Annotated in this window: 12 protein-coding genes; 3 read left to right on the top strand and 9 right to left on the bottom strand. The window is 65.2% G+C overall.

Going from position 1 to position 16063, the window contains the following annotated elements; translation table 11 throughout:
* Positions 1-142 precede the first annotated feature (142 nt).
* Positions 143-1786 (top strand): NAD(P)/FAD-dependent oxidoreductase, encoded by a 1644-nt coding sequence (locus tag H3H36_RS25690; RefSeq protein ID WP_182220875.1) that lies wholly within the window; start codon positions 143-145, stop codon positions 1784-1786.
* Positions 1787-1798: 12 nt separating this feature from the next.
* Here H3H36_RS25690 and corA read toward each other — a convergent pair whose 3' ends face one another.
* The 5 genes from corA to glnA all read right to left on the bottom strand — a co-directional run bounded on the left by corA (position 1799) and on the right by glnA (position 7557).
* On the bottom strand, positions 1799-2764 hold the full coding sequence (corA, locus tag H3H36_RS25685; protein ID WP_182220874.1) for a magnesium/cobalt transporter CorA: 966 nt from the start codon (positions 2762-2764) through the stop codon (positions 1799-1801).
* 83 nt (positions 2765-2847) lie between these two features.
* Positions 2848-4362: a nitrogen regulation protein NR(I) gene (gene ntrC / locus H3H36_RS25680; protein ID WP_182220873.1), complete on the bottom strand. Its 1515-nt coding sequence runs from the start codon at positions 4360-4362 to the stop codon at positions 2848-2850.
* A 68-nt stretch (positions 4363-4430) separates the two neighbouring features.
* Positions 4431-5531: a nitrogen regulation protein NR(II) gene (gene glnL, locus H3H36_RS25675; protein WP_229220106.1), complete on the bottom strand. Its 1101-nt coding sequence runs from the start codon at positions 5529-5531 to the stop codon at positions 4431-4433.
* On the bottom strand, positions 5528-6013 hold the full coding sequence (locus tag H3H36_RS25670; protein WP_182220872.1) for a DUF4124 domain-containing protein: 486 nt from the start codon (positions 6011-6013) through the stop codon (positions 5528-5530). The genes glnL and H3H36_RS25670 overlap by 4 nt, the downstream gene beginning before the upstream one ends.
* A 128-nt stretch (positions 6014-6141) precedes the next feature.
* Positions 6142-7557: a type I glutamate--ammonia ligase gene (glnA, locus tag H3H36_RS25665; protein WP_182220871.1), complete on the bottom strand. Its 1416-nt coding sequence runs from the start codon at positions 7555-7557 to the stop codon at positions 6142-6144.
* Positions 7558-7927: 370 nt separating this feature from the next.
* Here glnA and H3H36_RS25660 point away from each other — a divergent pair, with 370 nt between their 5' ends.
* Positions 7928-8386, top strand: a complete 459-nt coding sequence (locus tag H3H36_RS25660; protein ID WP_182220870.1) for a rhodanese-like domain-containing protein — start codon at positions 7928-7930, stop codon at positions 8384-8386.
* A gap of 44 nt (positions 8387-8430) precedes the next feature.
* Here H3H36_RS25660 and H3H36_RS25655 read toward each other — a convergent pair whose 3' ends face one another.
* The 4 genes from H3H36_RS25655 to H3H36_RS25640 all read right to left on the bottom strand — a co-directional run bounded on the left by H3H36_RS25655 (position 8431) and on the right by H3H36_RS25640 (position 15287).
* Positions 8431-9807: a TAXI family TRAP transporter solute-binding subunit gene (locus tag H3H36_RS25655; RefSeq protein WP_182220882.1), complete on the bottom strand. Its 1377-nt coding sequence runs from the start codon at positions 9805-9807 to the stop codon at positions 8431-8433.
* Positions 9808-9948: 141 nt separating this feature from the next.
* The gene (locus H3H36_RS25650; protein WP_229220109.1) at positions 9949-13020 is read right to left on the bottom strand and encodes a transglycosylase domain-containing protein; all 3072 of its coding nucleotides are present in this window, start codon (positions 13018-13020) and stop codon (positions 9949-9951) included.
* Positions 13021-13610: 590 nt separating this feature from the next.
* The gene (locus tag H3H36_RS25645) at positions 13611-14399 is read right to left on the bottom strand and encodes a competence/damage-inducible protein A (protein WP_182220869.1); all 789 of its coding nucleotides are present in this window, start codon (positions 14397-14399) and stop codon (positions 13611-13613) included.
* A gap of 48 nt (positions 14400-14447) precedes the next feature.
* A complete protein-coding gene (locus H3H36_RS25640) occupies positions 14448-15287 on the bottom strand; it encodes an EI24 domain-containing protein (RefSeq protein WP_182220868.1) in 840 nt (279 codons plus the stop codon).
* A 190-nt stretch (positions 15288-15477) separates the two neighbouring features.
* On the opposite strand from H3H36_RS25640, the gene H3H36_RS25635 reads away from it, so the two are divergent.
* Positions 15478-15834 (top strand): FKBP-type peptidyl-prolyl cis-trans isomerase, encoded by a 357-nt coding sequence (locus H3H36_RS25635; protein WP_182220867.1) that lies wholly within the window; start codon positions 15478-15480, stop codon positions 15832-15834.
* The last annotated feature ends 229 nt before the right edge of the window (positions 15835-16063 follow it).

Raw genomic sequence — 16063 nt, 5'->3', positions numbered from 1 at the left:
AGGCGCTGCGCTTGACAATCAAATCTTCCAGGAGGCGAACCAGCCTGATCCCGGTACGGTAGAATGGCGGGTTGTCGCGCGCTCCGGCGCCGCCCCGCTCTCCGTTAGCTACGGAGCCTTGGAACCACAGAACGAAACCATCATGCTGCGAATCAATGAAGTCAAACTCCCGCTGAACCACACCGAGCCGGAACTGCCGGCCGCCATCCTGGCCCGGCTGGGCATCCCGGCCGCTGACCTGCGCGGCTACACCGTCTTCAAACGCAGCTACGATGCGCGCAAGAAATCGGCCATCGTCCTGATCTATGCGATCGACGTGGACGTGGCCAACGAGGCGGCCGTGCTGGCCCGCCTCAAGCACGACATCCACCTGATGCCCGCGCCCGACACCTCGTACAAATTCGTCGCCAACGGGCAGCAGCTGGCCGGCCACGATGGCAACGAGCGCCCCGTCGTAATCGGCACCGGCCCGTGCGGCCTGTTCGCGGCCCTGATCCTGGCCCAGATGGGTTTGCGCCCCATCATCCTCGAGCGCGGCAAGCAGGTGCGCGACCGCACCGTCGACACCTTCGGCTTCTGGCGCAAGCGCAAGCTGAACCCGGAATCGAACGTGCAGTTCGGCGAAGGCGGCGCCGGTACCTTCTCGGACGGCAAACTGTACAGCCAGATCAAGGACCCCAAGCACTACGGCCGCAAGGTGCTGACGGAATTCGTCAAGGCCGGCGCGCCCGAGGAAATCCTGTACGTGAGCAAGCCGCACATCGGCACCTTCCGCCTGGTCAAGATGGTCGAGGAGATGCGCGCCACCGTCGAGGCGCTGGGCGGCGAATACCGCTTCGAGAGCAAGGTGGTGGACATCGACATCGAGCAAACGCCCGAGGGCGGCCAGGTGCGCGGCGTGACGCTGGAAAACGGCGACAAGATCGCCACCCGCCACGTGGTGCTGGCCATCGGCCACAGCGCGCGCGACACCTTCCAGATGCTGTACGAGCGCGGCGTGTACATCGAAGCCAAGCCGTTCTCGATCGGCTTCCGGGTCGAGCACCCGCAGTCGCTGATCGACCAGTGCCGCTTCGGCCCCAACGCCGGCCACCCCATCCTGGGCGCGGCCGACTACAAGCTGGTGTACCACGCCTCCAACGGCCGCGCCGTGTACAGCTTCTGCATGTGCCCCGGCGGCACGGTGGTGGCGGCGGCGTCCGAACCGGGCCGCGTGGTCACCAACGGCATGAGCCAGTATTCGCGCAACGAGCGCAACGCCAACAGCGCCATCGTGGTCAGCATCTCGCCCGAAGTCGATTATCCGGGCCACCCGCTGGCTGGCGTGGAATTCCAGCGCCGGCTGGAGGAAAAGGCGTTCGAGCTGGGCGGCGGCACCTACAACGCGCCGGGCCAGCTGATGGGCGACTTCGTGGCCGGCCGCGCCTCGACCGAATTTGGCAGCGTGATCCCGTCCTACAAACCAGGCGTGCACCTGACGGACCTGGCCACCATCCTGCCCGAATTCGCCGTCACGGCCTTGCGCGAAGCGTTCCCCGCCTTCGACAAGCAGATCAAGGGCTACTTCAAGCACGACGCCGTGCTGACCGGACTGGAGACGCGCACCTCGTCGCCGATCCGCATCAAGCGCCGCGACGACACGCTGCAAAGCCTGAACACGCGCGGCCTGTTCCCGGCCGGCGAAGGGGCCGGCTACGCGGGCGGCATCCTGTCGGCCGGCGTGGATGGCATCAAGGTGGCCGAAGCCGTGGCCCTGTCGATGGCGGCCGGACAGCCGGCCGCCTGATCCTGAAAGCGGCTACAGCCAGCCGGCGCGCTTGAAGCGCCGGTACAGGTACAGGCACACCGACACCATGATGGCGACGGCGGCCGGATAACCGTACTTCCATTCCAGCTCCGGCATGACCTTGAAGTTCATGCCCCAGATGCCGGCGAACGCGGTGCAGATGGCGAAGATGGCGGCCCACGCGGCCAGCCGCTTGTTCACTTCGCCCTCCTCGATGGCCACCATCGACAGGTTGACCTGGATCGCCGTGCTGATGGTGTCGCGCACGTTGTCGAGCGTGGCGCTGATGCGGTGCAGGTGGTCGTGCACGTCGCGGAAGTATTCCTGGGTATCCAGGCACATGGACGGCACCCGGCCGCCATGCAGCTTGCCCGTGGCCTCCATCAGCGGCATCACGGCATGGCGCACGGCCATCACCTTGCGCTTGAGTTCATACAGCCGTTCGATGTTGTCGCGCTGCGAGCCGTGCAGGAAGATGCGCTCCTCGATCTCTTCCAGTTCCACTTCCAGCGCATCGGCCACGGGGAAATAGCGGTCCACCACGGCGTCGAGCAAGGCGTATAGCACGAAGGCCGGGCCCTGGCGCAGCAAATGCGGCTCGCGTTCCGCGCGCGCCCGCACGCCGAGGAAACCGTGGCTGCTGTTGCTGCGGTTCGACAGCACGTAGTTGGGGCCGACGAACACGTCCACCTCGCCCACCGTCAGCTGCTCCTTTTCGAACTCCACCATCTTGGCCACCACGAACAGCGAGTCGCCATACTCCTCGATCTTGGGGCGCTGGTTGCCGCGCTGCGCATCCTCCACGGCCAGTTCGTGCAGGCCGAATTCCTCCTGCATCACGGACAGCTCGGCCGCGTCCGCGTCGCGCAGCGCCACCCACACGAAGCACTCGGGCCGGCATACATATTCGCTGATGTCCTTGACGGGAATGTCGGCCAGCTTCTGGCCATCCTGGTACACCACGCAATTAATCAGCATACAAATTCCATAAAAAAAAAGCTCCCGGCGTTCAAGCCAAGAGCTTACCGCAAATGCATGGGCCGCCGCGGTCGCTTCGGACGTCAGTCGTCCTTGGCGCCGTCGATGCCCAGTTCCGCGATCTTGCGCGTGATGGTGTTGCGGCCTATGCCCAGCCGCACGGCGGCGTCGTTCTTGCGGCCGTGGGTGTGCTTGAGGGCTGTGCGGATCAGGGCCGATTCGAACTGGCGGCCCAGCACGTCCATCACTTCATGCTGGCCGTTGCTGAGCATGCTCGCGGCCTGCAGTTCCAGCAGCGTGAGCCAGCTGTCCGGCCCGCCGTGCGCGGTGGCCTCGGCCAGCGCTGGCGGCACGGAGGACACGATGCCATGGTGCGTCATGCTGCTGAACGCTTCGTGGGCCGGCGCCGGCGCGGCCGGGCTATGGCCGCCGCCCTCCTGGCCCTGACCCTGGGTCAGCTCCAGCGGCAAGTCCTTCACTTCCACGGTCTGGCCGGGCGCCATCACGGTGATCCAGTTGCACAGGTTTTCCAGCTGGCGCACATTGCCGGGCAAATCCAGGCCGCTCAGGAAGTGCAGCGTGGCGTCGCTCATGCGCTTGGCTTCCACGCCCAGCTGGCGCGCGCTCTGCACCAGGAAGTGGCGCACCAGGATGGGGATATCCTCACGCCGCTCCCGCAAACTGGGCAGGCGCAAGCGGATCACGTTGAGGCGATGGTACAAGTCCTCGCGGAACAGGCCGTCGCGCACGCGCTGCTCGAGATTCTGGTGCGTGGCCGTGATCACGCGCACGTTGGCTTTCAACGGCTGGTGGCCGCCGACGCGGTAGAAGTGGCCATCGGACAGCACGCGCAGCAAGCGCGTTTGCAGATCGAACGGCATGTCGCCGATCTCGTCGAGGAACAGCGTGCCGTTCTCGGCCTGCTCGAAGCGGCCACGGCGCGTGGCCTGGGCACCCGTGAACGCGCCGCGCTCATGGCCGAACAGTTCGGATTCCAGCAAGTCCTTGGGAATGGCGGCCGTGTTGAGGGCGATGAACGGCTGCGATGCGCGCGGGCTGTGCTTGTGCAGCGCGCGCGCCACCAGCTCCTTGCCGGAACCGGATTCACCCGTAATCAGCACCGTCACGTTCGATTGCGACAAGCGGCCGATGGCGCGAAACACTTCCTGCATGGCCGGCGCCTGGCCCAGGATTTCAGGCGTGTCGGCCGGGCCCGATTCCACGCTCGTTTCGCGCAGGCTCTCGTCGAGCGCGCGCCGGATCAGCTCCACGGCCTTGTCGATGTCGAATGGCTTGGCCAGGTATTCGAAGGCGCCGCCCTGGAACGCGGCGACGGCCGAGTCGAGGTCGGAGAACGCCGTGATGATGATGACGGGCAGGCCCGGATGGCGCGATTTGACCAGCGCCAGCAAATCGAGGCCGGAGTCGCCCGGCATGCGGATGTCGGACACCAGCACTTGCGGCGTCTCGAACTCCAGCGCGGTGATCGCATCGCGCGCGTTGGCAAAACTCTTGGTGGCGAGGTTTTCCCGCGCCAGCGCTTTTTCCAGTACCCAGCGGATCGACTCGTCGTCGTCTACTATCCAGATTGGCTTCATGTGTAATGTGGTTCCCGCATTGGATCGGTGATCAAGGGACCCCGGAAACGCACCGGCTCGCACGCCGCTTATGGCAGCGGCAGCAGGATGCGGAAATCCGTGTATCCAGGCCGGCTTTCGCACTCGATCACACCCAGGTGCTGTTGCACGAAGGTTTGCGCCAAGGTCAGTCCCAACCCGCTGCCGCCCTCCCGGCCCGACACGAGCGGGTAGAAGATGCGGTCACGGATCTGGGGCGCGATGCCCGGTCCATTGTCGATGATATGCAAATCTAATGCCAGCCCGTAGCGGACCTTGGCCAGCGTCACCTGACGGGCCACCCTGGTCTTGAAAATCAGTTCCGCGTCGCCCGCCTCGATGCGGGCCGACAGTGCCTGGGCCGCGTTGTGGGCGATGTTGAGCACGGTCTGGATCAGCTGTTCCTTGTCGCCCCGGAACTCGGGAATCGAGGCGTCGTAGTCGCGCCGGATCGCCAGCCCGGTGGGGAACTCGGCCAGGATCAGGCTGCGCACGCGCTCGCACACTTCGTGGATGTTGACGTCGCCCACGATGTGGGGTCGGCGGTGCGGCGCCAGCAAACGGTCCACCAGCGTTTGCAGCCGGTCCGCTTCCTTGATGATGACCTGGGTGTATTCGCGCAGCTGGCCCAGGTGCAGCGGCGGCAATTCCATCTCCAGCAGCTGGGCCGCGCCGCGGATGCCGCCCAGCGGATTCTTGATCTCGTGCGCCAGGTTGCGGATCAGCTCCTTGTTGACCTGGCTCTGGTCCAGCATGCGTTCCTCGCGGTCCAGCTTCAGGTGCTGCAAGTGTTCGCGCAGTTCGATCAGGATATGGTCGCGCGGTTCTTCCAGGGCCGACACGATGCTGTGCACGTGCAGCGGATCGCGCCCGGCCCGTTCCAGCGTCAAGTCCTGGCGCAGGTCGGCGAACTTGTGCTGGCGCGCCTGGACGCAGATGTGCTCCAGCTCCTCGGGGTTGAGGAACTGGGCGCTGAGCTTCTGGCGCGACAGCGCCTTGAGCGAGCTTTCCAGCAGGTTCTCGGCGGCTGCGTTGGCGTAGGCGATCTGGCCGGCGCCATCGACCAGCACCACGGCCGAGGCCAGCAATTCCAGCCCGGCCAGCGACGGCATGGCCTCGCCCGCGCGGGCGTGCATGTTCTCAGCATTCATCGGATATTGGCGATCTCGCGTTTCAAGGCTTCGATATTCTTTTCCGAGCGGCTGATGCTGTCGCGCATCTGCGCCACCCGTTCCTGGTATTTGGCGTAGTTGCGTTCATCGCCATGGCGTTCCGGCTCGCCGTTGTTGAACTCCTTGCGCAGGTCGGCCAGCTTCTGCTGCTCGTTGCGCAATTCCTCGTTGAGGATGCCAAGCCGGTCGGCGTCGCGCGCCCTCTGCTCGGCGCTGTCCACGCGCGGAAAATCAGCCGGCGCGGCCGGGGCCGGCGCGGCCCGCTGGGGCGCGGGCGCCTGGCGGCGCGGCGGGGCCGGGATGGCGTTGCCGGGCACGTCAAGGATCTTGCAGCCCGGTTTGTTGGTGTCCGTCAGTTCCTTGTGGCCGGCCGCGTCCACGCACAGGTAGATGGGGCCATCGGCCCTGGCGGCGGCGCTGGCGGCCAGCAGGACCAGTACCGGTAATAAGCGTGTTGTCATTCCCTATCCGTGAAGAGCATTGATGCACCCCGAATATACAACATCCAAAGAAAAACGCGAGGAAAGCCGGGGCTCGCCTCGCGTTCTGGCCATACGGCGGGCGCCGGCTTGCGGCCGGCGCGCTGCCATTACAGCGAGTAGTACATGTCGAATTCGACTGGGTGCGTGGTCATGCGCATACGCTGCACGTCCTGCATCTTCAGTTCGATGTAGGCATCGATCATCGAATCGCTGAACACGCCGCCACGGGTCAGGAACTCGCGGTCCTTGTTCAGGTTGTCCAGCGCCTCTTCCAGCGAGGTGCAGACGGTCGGGATCAGTGCATCTTCCTCAGGCGGCAGGTGGTACAGGTCTTTGGAAGCGGCTTCGCCCGGATGGATCTTGTTGATGATACCGTCCAGACCGGCCATCAGCAGCGCGGCGAAGCACAGGTACACGTTCGCCAGTGGGTCCGGGAAACGGGTCTCGATGCGGCGTGCCTTAGGATTGGCCACGTGCGGGATACGGATCGAAGCGGAACGGTTACGGGCCGAGTAAGCCAGTTTGACCGGGGCTTCGTAGCCTGGCACCAGGCGCTTGTACGAGTTGGTGCCTGGGTTGGTGATGGCGTTCAGTGCCTTGGCGTGCTTGATGATACCGCCGATGTAGAACAGCGCGGTGTCGGACAGGCCGGCATAGCCGTCGCCGGCGAACAGGTTCTTGCCGTCTTTCCAGATCGACTGGTGTACGTGCATGCCCGAGCCGTTGTCGCCCACGATAGGCTTAGGCATGAAGGTGGCGGTCTTGCCGTAGCTGTGGGCCACGTTCCACACCACGTATTTCAGGTTCTGGGTCCAGTCGGCACGCTCGACCAGGGTCGAGAACTTGGTGCCGATTTCGTTCTGGCCAGCGCCAGCCACTTCGTGGTGGTGCACTTCGACCGGGATGCCCAGCGATTCGAGGATCAGGCACATTTCCGAACGCATGTCCTGGAAGCTGTCCACTGGTGGCACGGGGAAGTAGCCGCCCTTGACCGCTGGACGGTGGCCGCTGTTGCCGCCTTCGATTTCCTTGTCGGTGCTCCACGACGCTTCGTCCGATTCGATCTTGACGAAGCAGCCGGACATGTCGACTTTCCAGCGCACGCTGTCGAAGATGAAGAATTCTGGCTCAGGACCGAAGTAGGCGGTGTCGCCCAGGCCCGACGATTTCAGGTAGGCTTCAGCGCGCTTGGCGATGGAGCGTGGGTCACGGTCGTAGCCCTTGCCGTCCGACGGTTCGATCACGTCGCACTGCATGAACAGGGTGGTTTCTTCCATGAACGGGTCGATGTTGGCCGTGTTCGGGTCTGGCAGCAGGATCATGTCGGATGCTTCGATGCCTTTCCAGCCGGCGATCGAGGAACCGTCGAAGGCGTGGCCGGACTCGAACTTGTCCATGTCGAAGTGCGACACGGGCACGGTCACGTGCTGTTCTTTACCACGGGTATCGGCGAAACGAAAATCAACGAATTTGACTTCGTTGTCTTTTACCATTTTCATCACTTCTGCGGCTGTCATTGCCATGCGTATCTCCTAAAGGGAATGTGTGGGTGAGCCGACCAACTGTGCGTGCGCGGATGCTCTGCGCGTCCCCGTGTAGTGCGACCGAAACTCATCATCGGGTTAAGCAGTATCCGTGCCAGCTCAAAATTCTCACCATCTGCCAGAACCAACTTGGAACTTGCTGGCAAATGATTCTAAAATCGTCCGGCCAGCCAAATGAGCCTGGTTTGCGCCAGCGCAAGACTGCTCCATTATGGTGCGATTTTGCGAAATTGCACCTATTTCGTGCATTTTCGAAAAAACGATGGAAAATGCCCTTATTTGGTGCGTGCGCGCAGCACGGACGGTCAGGGCATCTATAATAAACTTAATCTCCTTTCTGGAACATGACATGAGCGATGTAGATGCAATCCTGGCCCGCGCCCGCGCCCGCAGCAAGGACTGGCCGTATGCCGGTGCCGTCAACCCGCAGGAAGCGTGGGAACTGCTGCAAGCGGACCCGCACATCAAGCTGATCGACGTGCGCACCAACGCCGAGCGCGACTGGGTGGGCCGCGTGGCCATCCCCGAGACCCAACATGGTGCGGTCCAGTGGTCCACCTATCCCGGCGGCGTGGCCAACCATGAGTTCATCGAACAGCTCAACAGCCAGGCCCGCAAGGACCAGGTACTGTTGTTTTTATGCCGCTCCGGCGTGCGCTCGCGCCACGCGGCCAAGCTGGCCACGGAATTCGGTTATCAACATTGCTACGACGTGCTGGAAGGCTTCGAAGGCGACAAGGACGAGAACGGCCACCGCAAGAACGTCAACGGCTGGTGCCGGGCCGGCCTGCCCTGGCTGGGCGCCTGAGCACCCTCACCGGCCCTCGTTGAAGCCGCGCGCGGCCGGCCCGCTCAGACGGGCACGGCCGCCGGCGCCACCGGCGTGGCCGGCGCCGCTTCGCTCAGCAGGCTGAGCACCCGCTCGCGCACGAAGTTGATGTGGCTGCGCAAGCCGTACAAGCCATCGGCGAACGACAGCGGGATGGAAATCTGGTTCACCATCTCCTCGATTTCATTGAGCCGTACCAGCTGCGCCGCATAAATCTCCATGCGGCGCTCACCTTGCGACTGCGCCTCCTCGAGCGCCTGCTCCACCGTGCGCAACTGCCCGTACCAGCGATACACGCGCGAACGGATGCGCCACACATACAGCGGCGGCACCACCTTGGACAACGGCAGGATCAGCGCCCCCAGGCCCAGCACCAGCACCCACATGCGGTCGAAGAAATTGGCCAGCCAGAAGCTCATGTAGCGCTGCAGGAACGGCGGCCCATCCTTGTAGAACTTGGCCGCGGCCGGCGCGACGGGAATTTCCGTGTAGCGCGCGGACGGGAACTGGCCCTGCTGCTGGAACCAGCCGGCGCCGCTGTGGATCGACGCGGCCGCCTGCACGAACAAGTCGATCAGGGCCGGATGCAGGCTGTCGCGCGCCACCAGCGTGGCCGTGGGGGCGATCAGGTTGTAATCGACGGGCGGCAGATCGCGCCCCAGGTCAACGATGCCGCGCGGCAGCACCACGTGGCTGAGGAAGGGCAGCTTGCGCGCATACGCCTCGGCCTGGTCGAAATCGAACAACTGGATGCCCGGCGTCTGCAGCAGCATCTGGATCAGCGGCGCTTCCGGCGCCGACGTGAACACGAGGCCGTCGATGCGCCCTTCCAGCAATTCCACCGTGGCCGGCGTATTGGCCAGTGAACTGCGGATCACTTCATTGGGCTCCATGCCGTTCAGCGCCAGCACCTGCTTGAACAGCCGCGGCGCCCCCGCGCCCCTGGGGCCGAAATTGATCTTCTTGCCCCTGAGCTGGGTGAGGCGGGTGATGGGCTTGCCCTTGGTCTCGCGCAGGAACAGCCACATCGGTTCCGTGAACAGGCTGCCCAGCGACACCAGGCCTTCCCGCTCGGCCGCCACCTCGTCGGTCGAACCGCTCTGCACGAAGGCGATATCGACGGCGCCGCTCTTGAGCCGGCGCAGGTTCTCGCCTGAACCGGCCGATTGCAGCAGCGTCACCTTGACGCCATGCTTGGCCAGCGCGGCCGCGTATTTCTTGCCGATCTGTTCATAGGCGCTGTTTTCCTGGCCCGTGGACAGCACCACGTGGCGCGGCGGCGACGGGTCCACCAGCACATAGGCCAGCGCGCACACGCCGGCGATGGCCAGTAGGGTGGGCGCGGCGGCGACGAGCAGGTCACGCACGGAGAATTGCGTGAACTTGAGGATCTTGGACATGGTTTGGCGTACAGGTTTCATGGGCGCTCACCTTGCCAATAAATGGTCCGTTTGGCAAGCACCGCACGCATGCCGCCCCCCCCACGCGCGCGGTGACTGGCCAGGCGCGCGCGGTGCGGCACCGCGCGGCCCGTGGTGGCATCAGCCGCCGTTGCCGGTTCCGCCGCACGGGGGCAGCGGCGCGGCGGCCGCCGCGGCGGCCGTGCCGGCGGCCGCGGCGGCCGTGCCGGCGGCCACGTTCTGGAGGGTGGCCGGCTTGACCGGATTGGGCTCGATCAATGGCATCAGGCTCGGCGCCAGCACCGTCAGCAACTGCACCGGCAGCGCACTGGTGAAGTCGTAGTTCTTCGATTCGGGCCCGCGCACATAGGCCGTCATGCTGCCGAAGAAGCGTTCGCCGATGTTGAACACGAAGGTGGCCGACCGGTTCACATAGCGCGATTCGATCAGGCGCCCGCCGGGTGCGAAGATGTCGAAGCGCTGGTCGCCGGTGCCGGTCTTGCCGCCCACGGGAATCACGCTGCCGTCGGACTGGACGAAGGCCATGCGGGCCCGCTTGGCCGTGCCGTCCGAGACCACGCCGCGGATGGCATCGGCCACCACGCGCGCCACTTCCGGCGACAGCACCCGTTCGCTCAGCGTGCTCTTGCCGGGCGCCACCTGGGTGTCGTACGGCGTGCCGGCCGCGAAGTGCAGCGCCGAGATGCGCCGGGTGGGTTTGCGGATGCCGCCGTTGACGATGATGCCCATCAGTTCGGCCAGTGCAGCCGGCCGGTCGGCCGAGGCGCCCAGCGTGGTGGCGTAGGACGGCACCAGCGAGTCGAACGGATACCCCATCTTCTTCCACTGGGCATGGATCTTCATGAAGCCTTCCATCTCCAGCAGGCCAACGATGCGCTTGTCCTGGGCGTGCTTGTGGTGGGTCTTGAACAGCCACTGGTACACTTCCTGGCGCTGCTGCTCGCTGGCGGCCGTCATTTCGCTCAGCGTGGCGCCGGGATGGGTCAGCATGTAGGCCGCCATCCACATTTCCAGCGGGTGCACCGAGGCCAGGTAACCACGGTCGGCCAGCGACCACTTGTCGATCGCGTACTGCTCATAGAGCTTGGCCACGCGCTCGGGCGGCACCTCGTTCTGCGACGGCAGGTTGTCCTTCAGGAAGGCGGCGAACTGCTCCTGGGTCGCTGCCGGATACAGGGTGCGGTGAATCACGGCCAGCCGCACCGGCGTGCCGCGGATGTTGGCCAGCAGCGTCTTTTCCAACGCATCGCCCTGCTTGCCCTTGTACTTGACGTAGAAGCGGTTCAGGAACTCGCGCCCTTCCTTGTCGGCGAAGCGGGCCAGGTAGCCGGCGCGGCGCGGATCGTCGGCATCCTGCAGCAGCGAGGCCGAGGAACCGGGCGACTGGAACATGTAGAACTTGGCCACGTCGCGCATCAGGCGCACGAACACCAGGTTGGTCGAATGGCGCAGCGCTTCCGTCACGGTCAGGATCTTGCTGTTGTCTTCCTTGGAGAAGTTGCCGAAGTGGTGCAGGCCGCCGCCCGTGAAGAAACCTTCGCCGGGATTGCCCGAATACTTGCGCTCCATGGCCGCGTTGAGCATCGGGGTCAGCTCGCGCCCGCCCTGGTCGATCGGCAGCGCCTTGAAGTAGTCGATGGCCCACTGCGACAGCTTGTCCTGCGGATCGACCACCACCTTGTTCAGGGCCGCCGTGTCCATGCCGCCGTAGCGCGTGTGCAGCTGGTCCATGATGTCGAGGTAGGTGACCAAGGTGCGCAGCTTGGCCGTGGAACCGAGATCGAGCTTGGCGCCTTCGTTGATGTCGAGCGGCTGGTCGAAGTTATCCGTCTGCAGCCGCAGCAGGTTGGCCTGCTCGCCTTTTTCCAGCAACGTGAAGCTGTACACGACGTGGGCCGGATCGCCATTGCCCAGCATGCCCTTGCCCGTCAGGCCGGCCGCCTTGGCCATGTCGGGATCGCGCAGATCGCGCAGCACCTGCGTGACGGCTTTCTGCGCGCGCGCGTCCAGCGTGCTGACCACGCTCAGGTCCAGACGGTCCAGGTTGTACAGGCGGTTGTCGCCGAGCAGGCTGGCCAGGTGGGTGCGCACCGCGTTCGACGCCTTGCGCGTCACGTAGGTCATGGCCGGCGCGGCCTGCACGCCGGAACCGGCCGACGGATGCAACTGCTGCTTGAGCGCGGCGTCGCGCACGGCCGGCGTGATCACGCCTTCCTGGGCCAGCAGGCGCAGGTGCGAATTGGCCAGCGCCTCCAGGTCGGCCGTGCCGTCGCCCAGGTAGTAGCTGGGGCGGCGCTGGGCGATCATCAGGCTCAGCGCTTCCTTGAACACCAGCGCGTTCTCAGGCTGGTCCAGCTTGCCGGCGAGCAGGTGGTTCACTTGCGCGAAATCGCGGCCGTACCAGACCCACATCCCATCACCGATACCGTTCACTTCACCGTAGCCGGGCTTGGCCGACAGCGGCACCGTGTTGAGGTAATCGATCACGATCTGGTGCCGCACGGCGGAGGTGTCCTCGCCCTGCTGGTAGGCGCGCAGGCTGGCCGACACCATCTGCTGCAGCTTGTCCTTGAGGGTGCTGGTGCGCCCTTCCGGCGAGTGGCGGTATTTCTCGATCTGGGTCGCCAGCGTGCTGCCGCCGGCCGGCCGGTGGCCGCCGGCGAAGGTGCTGGCCGTCTTTTCCAGCACGGCCTTGCTCAGGCGGTCCCATTCGACGGCCGGATTACGCTTCGGGTATTTGCTGTCGAGCAGTTCGCGGTTCTCGATGAACAGCAGGCTGCGCACCAGCGCCGGCGGCGCCTCGTCGAACTTGCCGTACACCCGTTCCGGATAGCTGGCCGCAAACAGCGGCTGCGAACGGCAGTCGAAGATGGCCAGGCCGGTCTTGGTCTTTTCGCGATAGGTGGTGAACACGCCCATGTCGGTCAGCTCGACCAGCTTGGGCGAAAAGCGCGACTGCGCCGTGACGGCATAATCGCGCGTCTTCAGTTTGCCCAGGTAATCGGGGATGTTGGCGTAACCGAGGCGCTCGTCGTACGGGCTGTCCTTGGGGAAGCGGATGGCTGTGCTGGGGCCCGGTTCGACGCGCCAGGTCAGCTTGCCCACCAGGCCGGAGAAGAACTGCGCCTGCATGGTCGAGGTGCGGATTTCCTGCAGCACCCAGTACACGCCGCACGACAGCAGCACCAGCATGGCGACGATGAAGGCGTTGCGCGAGCGCTTGCTCTTGACCGGCTCGGACGGCGGCGGCGAGGCCGGCTGGGTGTGGGCCAGCAGCACGGCTTCGTCAACGGGAGCGGGTGGCGGGACGGCGCGCAAGTGGCGGCGCCGGCCATAGCCCATGGCGGCCGCGCCTGCGCGCAGTTTGCGCACCGCGCGCAGGACGATGCGGGGCCGGCGGAAACGTCGATTGCTTAACATATGATTCAAACCGGTCAGTCGTTTGTTCAGTCACACCGCGCGCCGCATCGCAGCCATCAGGTCGTCGTGAACAGCGGGCGCGCGACAACGGCGGCTTGCCATGTTCACTACTTTGTTGGCTGCGTTACAAGCGCACGTACATTTGCACTTAACTCGCGTGGCGCACACCCCGTTGACCGGGGCGGGCAACACGCGCAGCCTGCTATCCATTCCACCACATCGGCGCCACATGGATGGGCCGGTGCGCAGAAAAATGTGCGTTCGCCGGGGCTTTTCGCAAAAAAACAACGGCGCTCGCCGGGCACGGGAAACGCCGTTCGCGCCCGGCGCGAATTGCCGTGAAGACGGCGCGCCGCGAGGCGTCAAGAGAGGTGCTTGTACTCTACCTGCAGGCGCGACAATTCGGCGCACAGTTGGGCGAACGCGGCGGCCGTGATGTCGGGCGCGCCCTTCACGCCCAGTTCGATATGGCGGCGCGTATTGGCGTCGCCCACGCTGGGCAGGCTGAACACCTTCACGCCGGCGAACTGCGCTTCGAGCGCCTCCATCAGCGGCGTCAGCGCCGATTCGGCCGTGCCGTACACCAGCACCGACTGCTCGCTGTGCGGCGCGCGGTGGAACAGGTGGGCGTAGTGGTGATCGAGCACCCACGCGATCATGGGATGGGCCATGACGGGGAAGCCGGGCACGAAGTAATGCTCGCGCAGCGCGAAGCCGGCCACGTTGTTGTAGGGGTTGGGAATCAGTTCGGCGCCTTGCGCGAATTCGGCCATCTTCAAGCGGTGCAGGTTCTCGGGCGAATTGAGGTCGGCCGGCTGGCCGCTCTCCTCGCCCATCTGGAGGATGCGCTGCTGGATGTTGCGCTTGCCCTGCTCGTGCAGCACCAGCGGCAGGCCCAGCGCGTCGGCCGCCGCCTGGCGCGTGTGGTCGTCCGGCGTGGCGCCGATGCCGCCGCAGCTGAACACGATGTCGCCGCTGGCGAAGGTGCGGCGCAGCGTGGCCGTGATGCGGGCCGGGTCGTCGCCCAGCACTTCGGCCCAGTCCAGTTGCAAGCCGCGTTCGGCCAGCAGCTGCACCACTTTGGTGAAGTGCTGGTCGGCGCGCCGGCCCGACAGGATTTCGTCGCCGATGATGATCAATCCGATTGCCATGTCTATCCTTGCAAAATAAGCGGGAACGGTCGTGATACCGAAATGGTATCAGTTGGCCGCCGCGTTGATGTCGCTGATGTCACGCATGGGCGGCGCCGCGCGCAGCCGGTCCAGCGCCTCCAGGCAGTAATGGGCGAACCACAAGCCGGTGAAGATGAAGATCACCACGTACAGCCAGATCGAGGCGGCCGCCAGGAACGGGAACAGCACGACCGACAAGGCCGTGCCGCCCAGCCACAGCATGCCCGGCAGCGCGCCGGCCAGGCCGGACAGCACGCCGATGGCCAGCAGCGGCCAGCGGTGGCGGCGCAGCACTTCGGCCCGCTCCTCGGCGCTGGCATGGTCGGCCAGCGCGTCGTACACCATCACGCGGCAGGTGAGCCAACCCCACAGCACGGCCTGCACCACCAGCGCCAGCGGCGGAAACGCGTACAGCGGCAAGGTGAGCAGCCACAGGCCGATGAACACGGCCATGCCCACCAGCGCCGTCAACGCGCTGCCGGCCAGGCTGCCGCCATGCTTGTGTTCGAGCTGGCCGTAGCGGCGCTGGCCCACGTGGCGCACGATGGCCGGCATGGCCGCCACGCCGATGAAGACCAGGGCCGTCAATATCATCAACGGCAACAGCAACAGCATGGCGATCATGGGTACGACCACCGTCTTCAGCATGCCCAGGCCCAGCGCGGTGAGCAAATTGCTGCTGTATGAAAAACCGTCATACTGGACGAACAGCGCTTGCAGGTAATCGATCAGCGGCTGCAGGCCCACGTACAGCAGGCCGGCCCACAACACGACGGCCAGCCCGAACGGGATCACGCTCAGCAGCAGCATGCGGCCATGCAGTTGCGACATCCACGCGCGGCCGTAGGACCGCATCAGCGCGCCCATCAGCGCAGGTTCCCGCGCGGCGCGGGCATCATCAGGTGTGACATGGTGTGTTTGCTTCCATTCCAGGGTGGTGGCCGGCCCCTGCCGGCGACGCCTGGCGATGATACTCCAGCAGCGCCGCTTTTTGGCGGGCCGGGGCCGCTTGTTCTACAATGCGGGATTATCGTCAACGACCACACCAAGGAAAACCATGTCCACCATCACCACCGCCTCGGGCCTGCAATACATCGAACTGACCGTCGGCGAAGGCGCCGAAGCCAAGGCTGGCCAGAACGTCACCGTGCACTACACCGGCTGGCTGCGTAACGACGACGGCAGCAAGGGCCCGAAATTCGATTCGAGCAAAGACCGCAACGATCCGTTTGAATTCGCCCTGGGCGCCGGCATGGTGATCCGCGGCTGGGACGAAGGCGTGCAAGGCATGAAGATCGGCGGCGTGCGCCAGCTGATCATCCCGGCCGACCTGGGCTACGGCTCGCGCGGCGCCGGCGGCGTGATCCCACCGAACGCCACCCTGATCTTCGACGTGGAACTGCTGGCCGTCTAAGCCGCTTCACTTGCTGCCAGCGGGGGGCGTCCCCGCTGCGCGTCCGCACCACAAAAAGGCGGGGTCAAAAGGCGGGGTCAGGTCCGGCATCGTGCCACCCAAGTGGCACGATGCCGGACCTGATAATCATCTAGCCAACCTCCCTCCGGCATACGCCGGGGGTACAGTAAGCATTCAATGTCGAGTTGAACTTACGTACAGGGAGGCTGGTATGAGCAAGTATAGCGGT

This window comes from Rugamonas fusca, assembly GCF_014042365.1.
Taxonomy (GTDB): Bacteria; Pseudomonadota; Gammaproteobacteria; order Burkholderiales; family Burkholderiaceae_D; genus Rugamonas; species Rugamonas fusca.
The sequence above is the reverse complement of the archived record's forward strand: the minus strand, read 5'-3'. Positions and strand labels throughout refer to the sequence as shown.

Bases quoted from the DNA above. Each gene is read 5' to 3' on its own strand.
- H3H36_RS25690 (WP_182220875.1), top strand. From the start codon at position 143: ATGCTGCGAATCAATGAAGTCAAACTCCCGCTGAACCACACCGAGCCG.
- corA (WP_182220874.1), bottom strand. From the start codon at position 2,764: ATGCTGATTAATTGCGTGGTGTACCAGGATGGCCAGAAGCTGGCCGAC.
- ntrC (WP_182220873.1), bottom strand. From the start codon at position 4,362: ATGAAGCCAATCTGGATAGTAGACGACGACGAGTCGATCCGCTGGGTA.
- glnL (WP_229220106.1), bottom strand. From the start codon at position 5,531: ATGAATGCTGAGAACATGCACGCCCGCGCGGGCGAGGCCATGCCGTCG.
- H3H36_RS25670 (WP_182220872.1), bottom strand. From the start codon at position 6,013: ATGACAACACGCTTATTACCGGTACTGGTCCTGCTGGCCGCCAGCGCC.
- glnA (WP_182220871.1), bottom strand. From the start codon at position 7,557: ATGGCAATGACAGCCGCAGAAGTGATGAAAATGGTAAAAGACAACGAA.
- H3H36_RS25660 (WP_182220870.1), top strand. From the start codon at position 7,928: ATGAGCGATGTAGATGCAATCCTGGCCCGCGCCCGCGCCCGCAGCAAG.
- H3H36_RS25655 (WP_182220882.1), bottom strand. From the start codon at position 9,807: ATGTCCAAGATCCTCAAGTTCACGCAATTCTCCGTGCGTGACCTGCTC.
- H3H36_RS25650 (WP_229220109.1), bottom strand. From the start codon at position 13,020: ATGCTGGTGCTGCTGTCGTGCGGCGTGTACTGGGTGCTGCAGGAAATC.
- H3H36_RS25645 (WP_182220869.1), bottom strand. From the start codon at position 14,399: ATGGCAATCGGATTGATCATCATCGGCGACGAAATCCTGTCGGGCCGG.
- H3H36_RS25640 (WP_182220868.1), bottom strand. From the start codon at position 15,287: ATGGGCGCGCTGATGCGGTCCTACGGCCGCGCGTGGATGTCGCAACTG.
- H3H36_RS25635 (WP_182220867.1), top strand. From the start codon at position 15,478: ATGTCCACCATCACCACCGCCTCGGGCCTGCAATACATCGAACTGACC.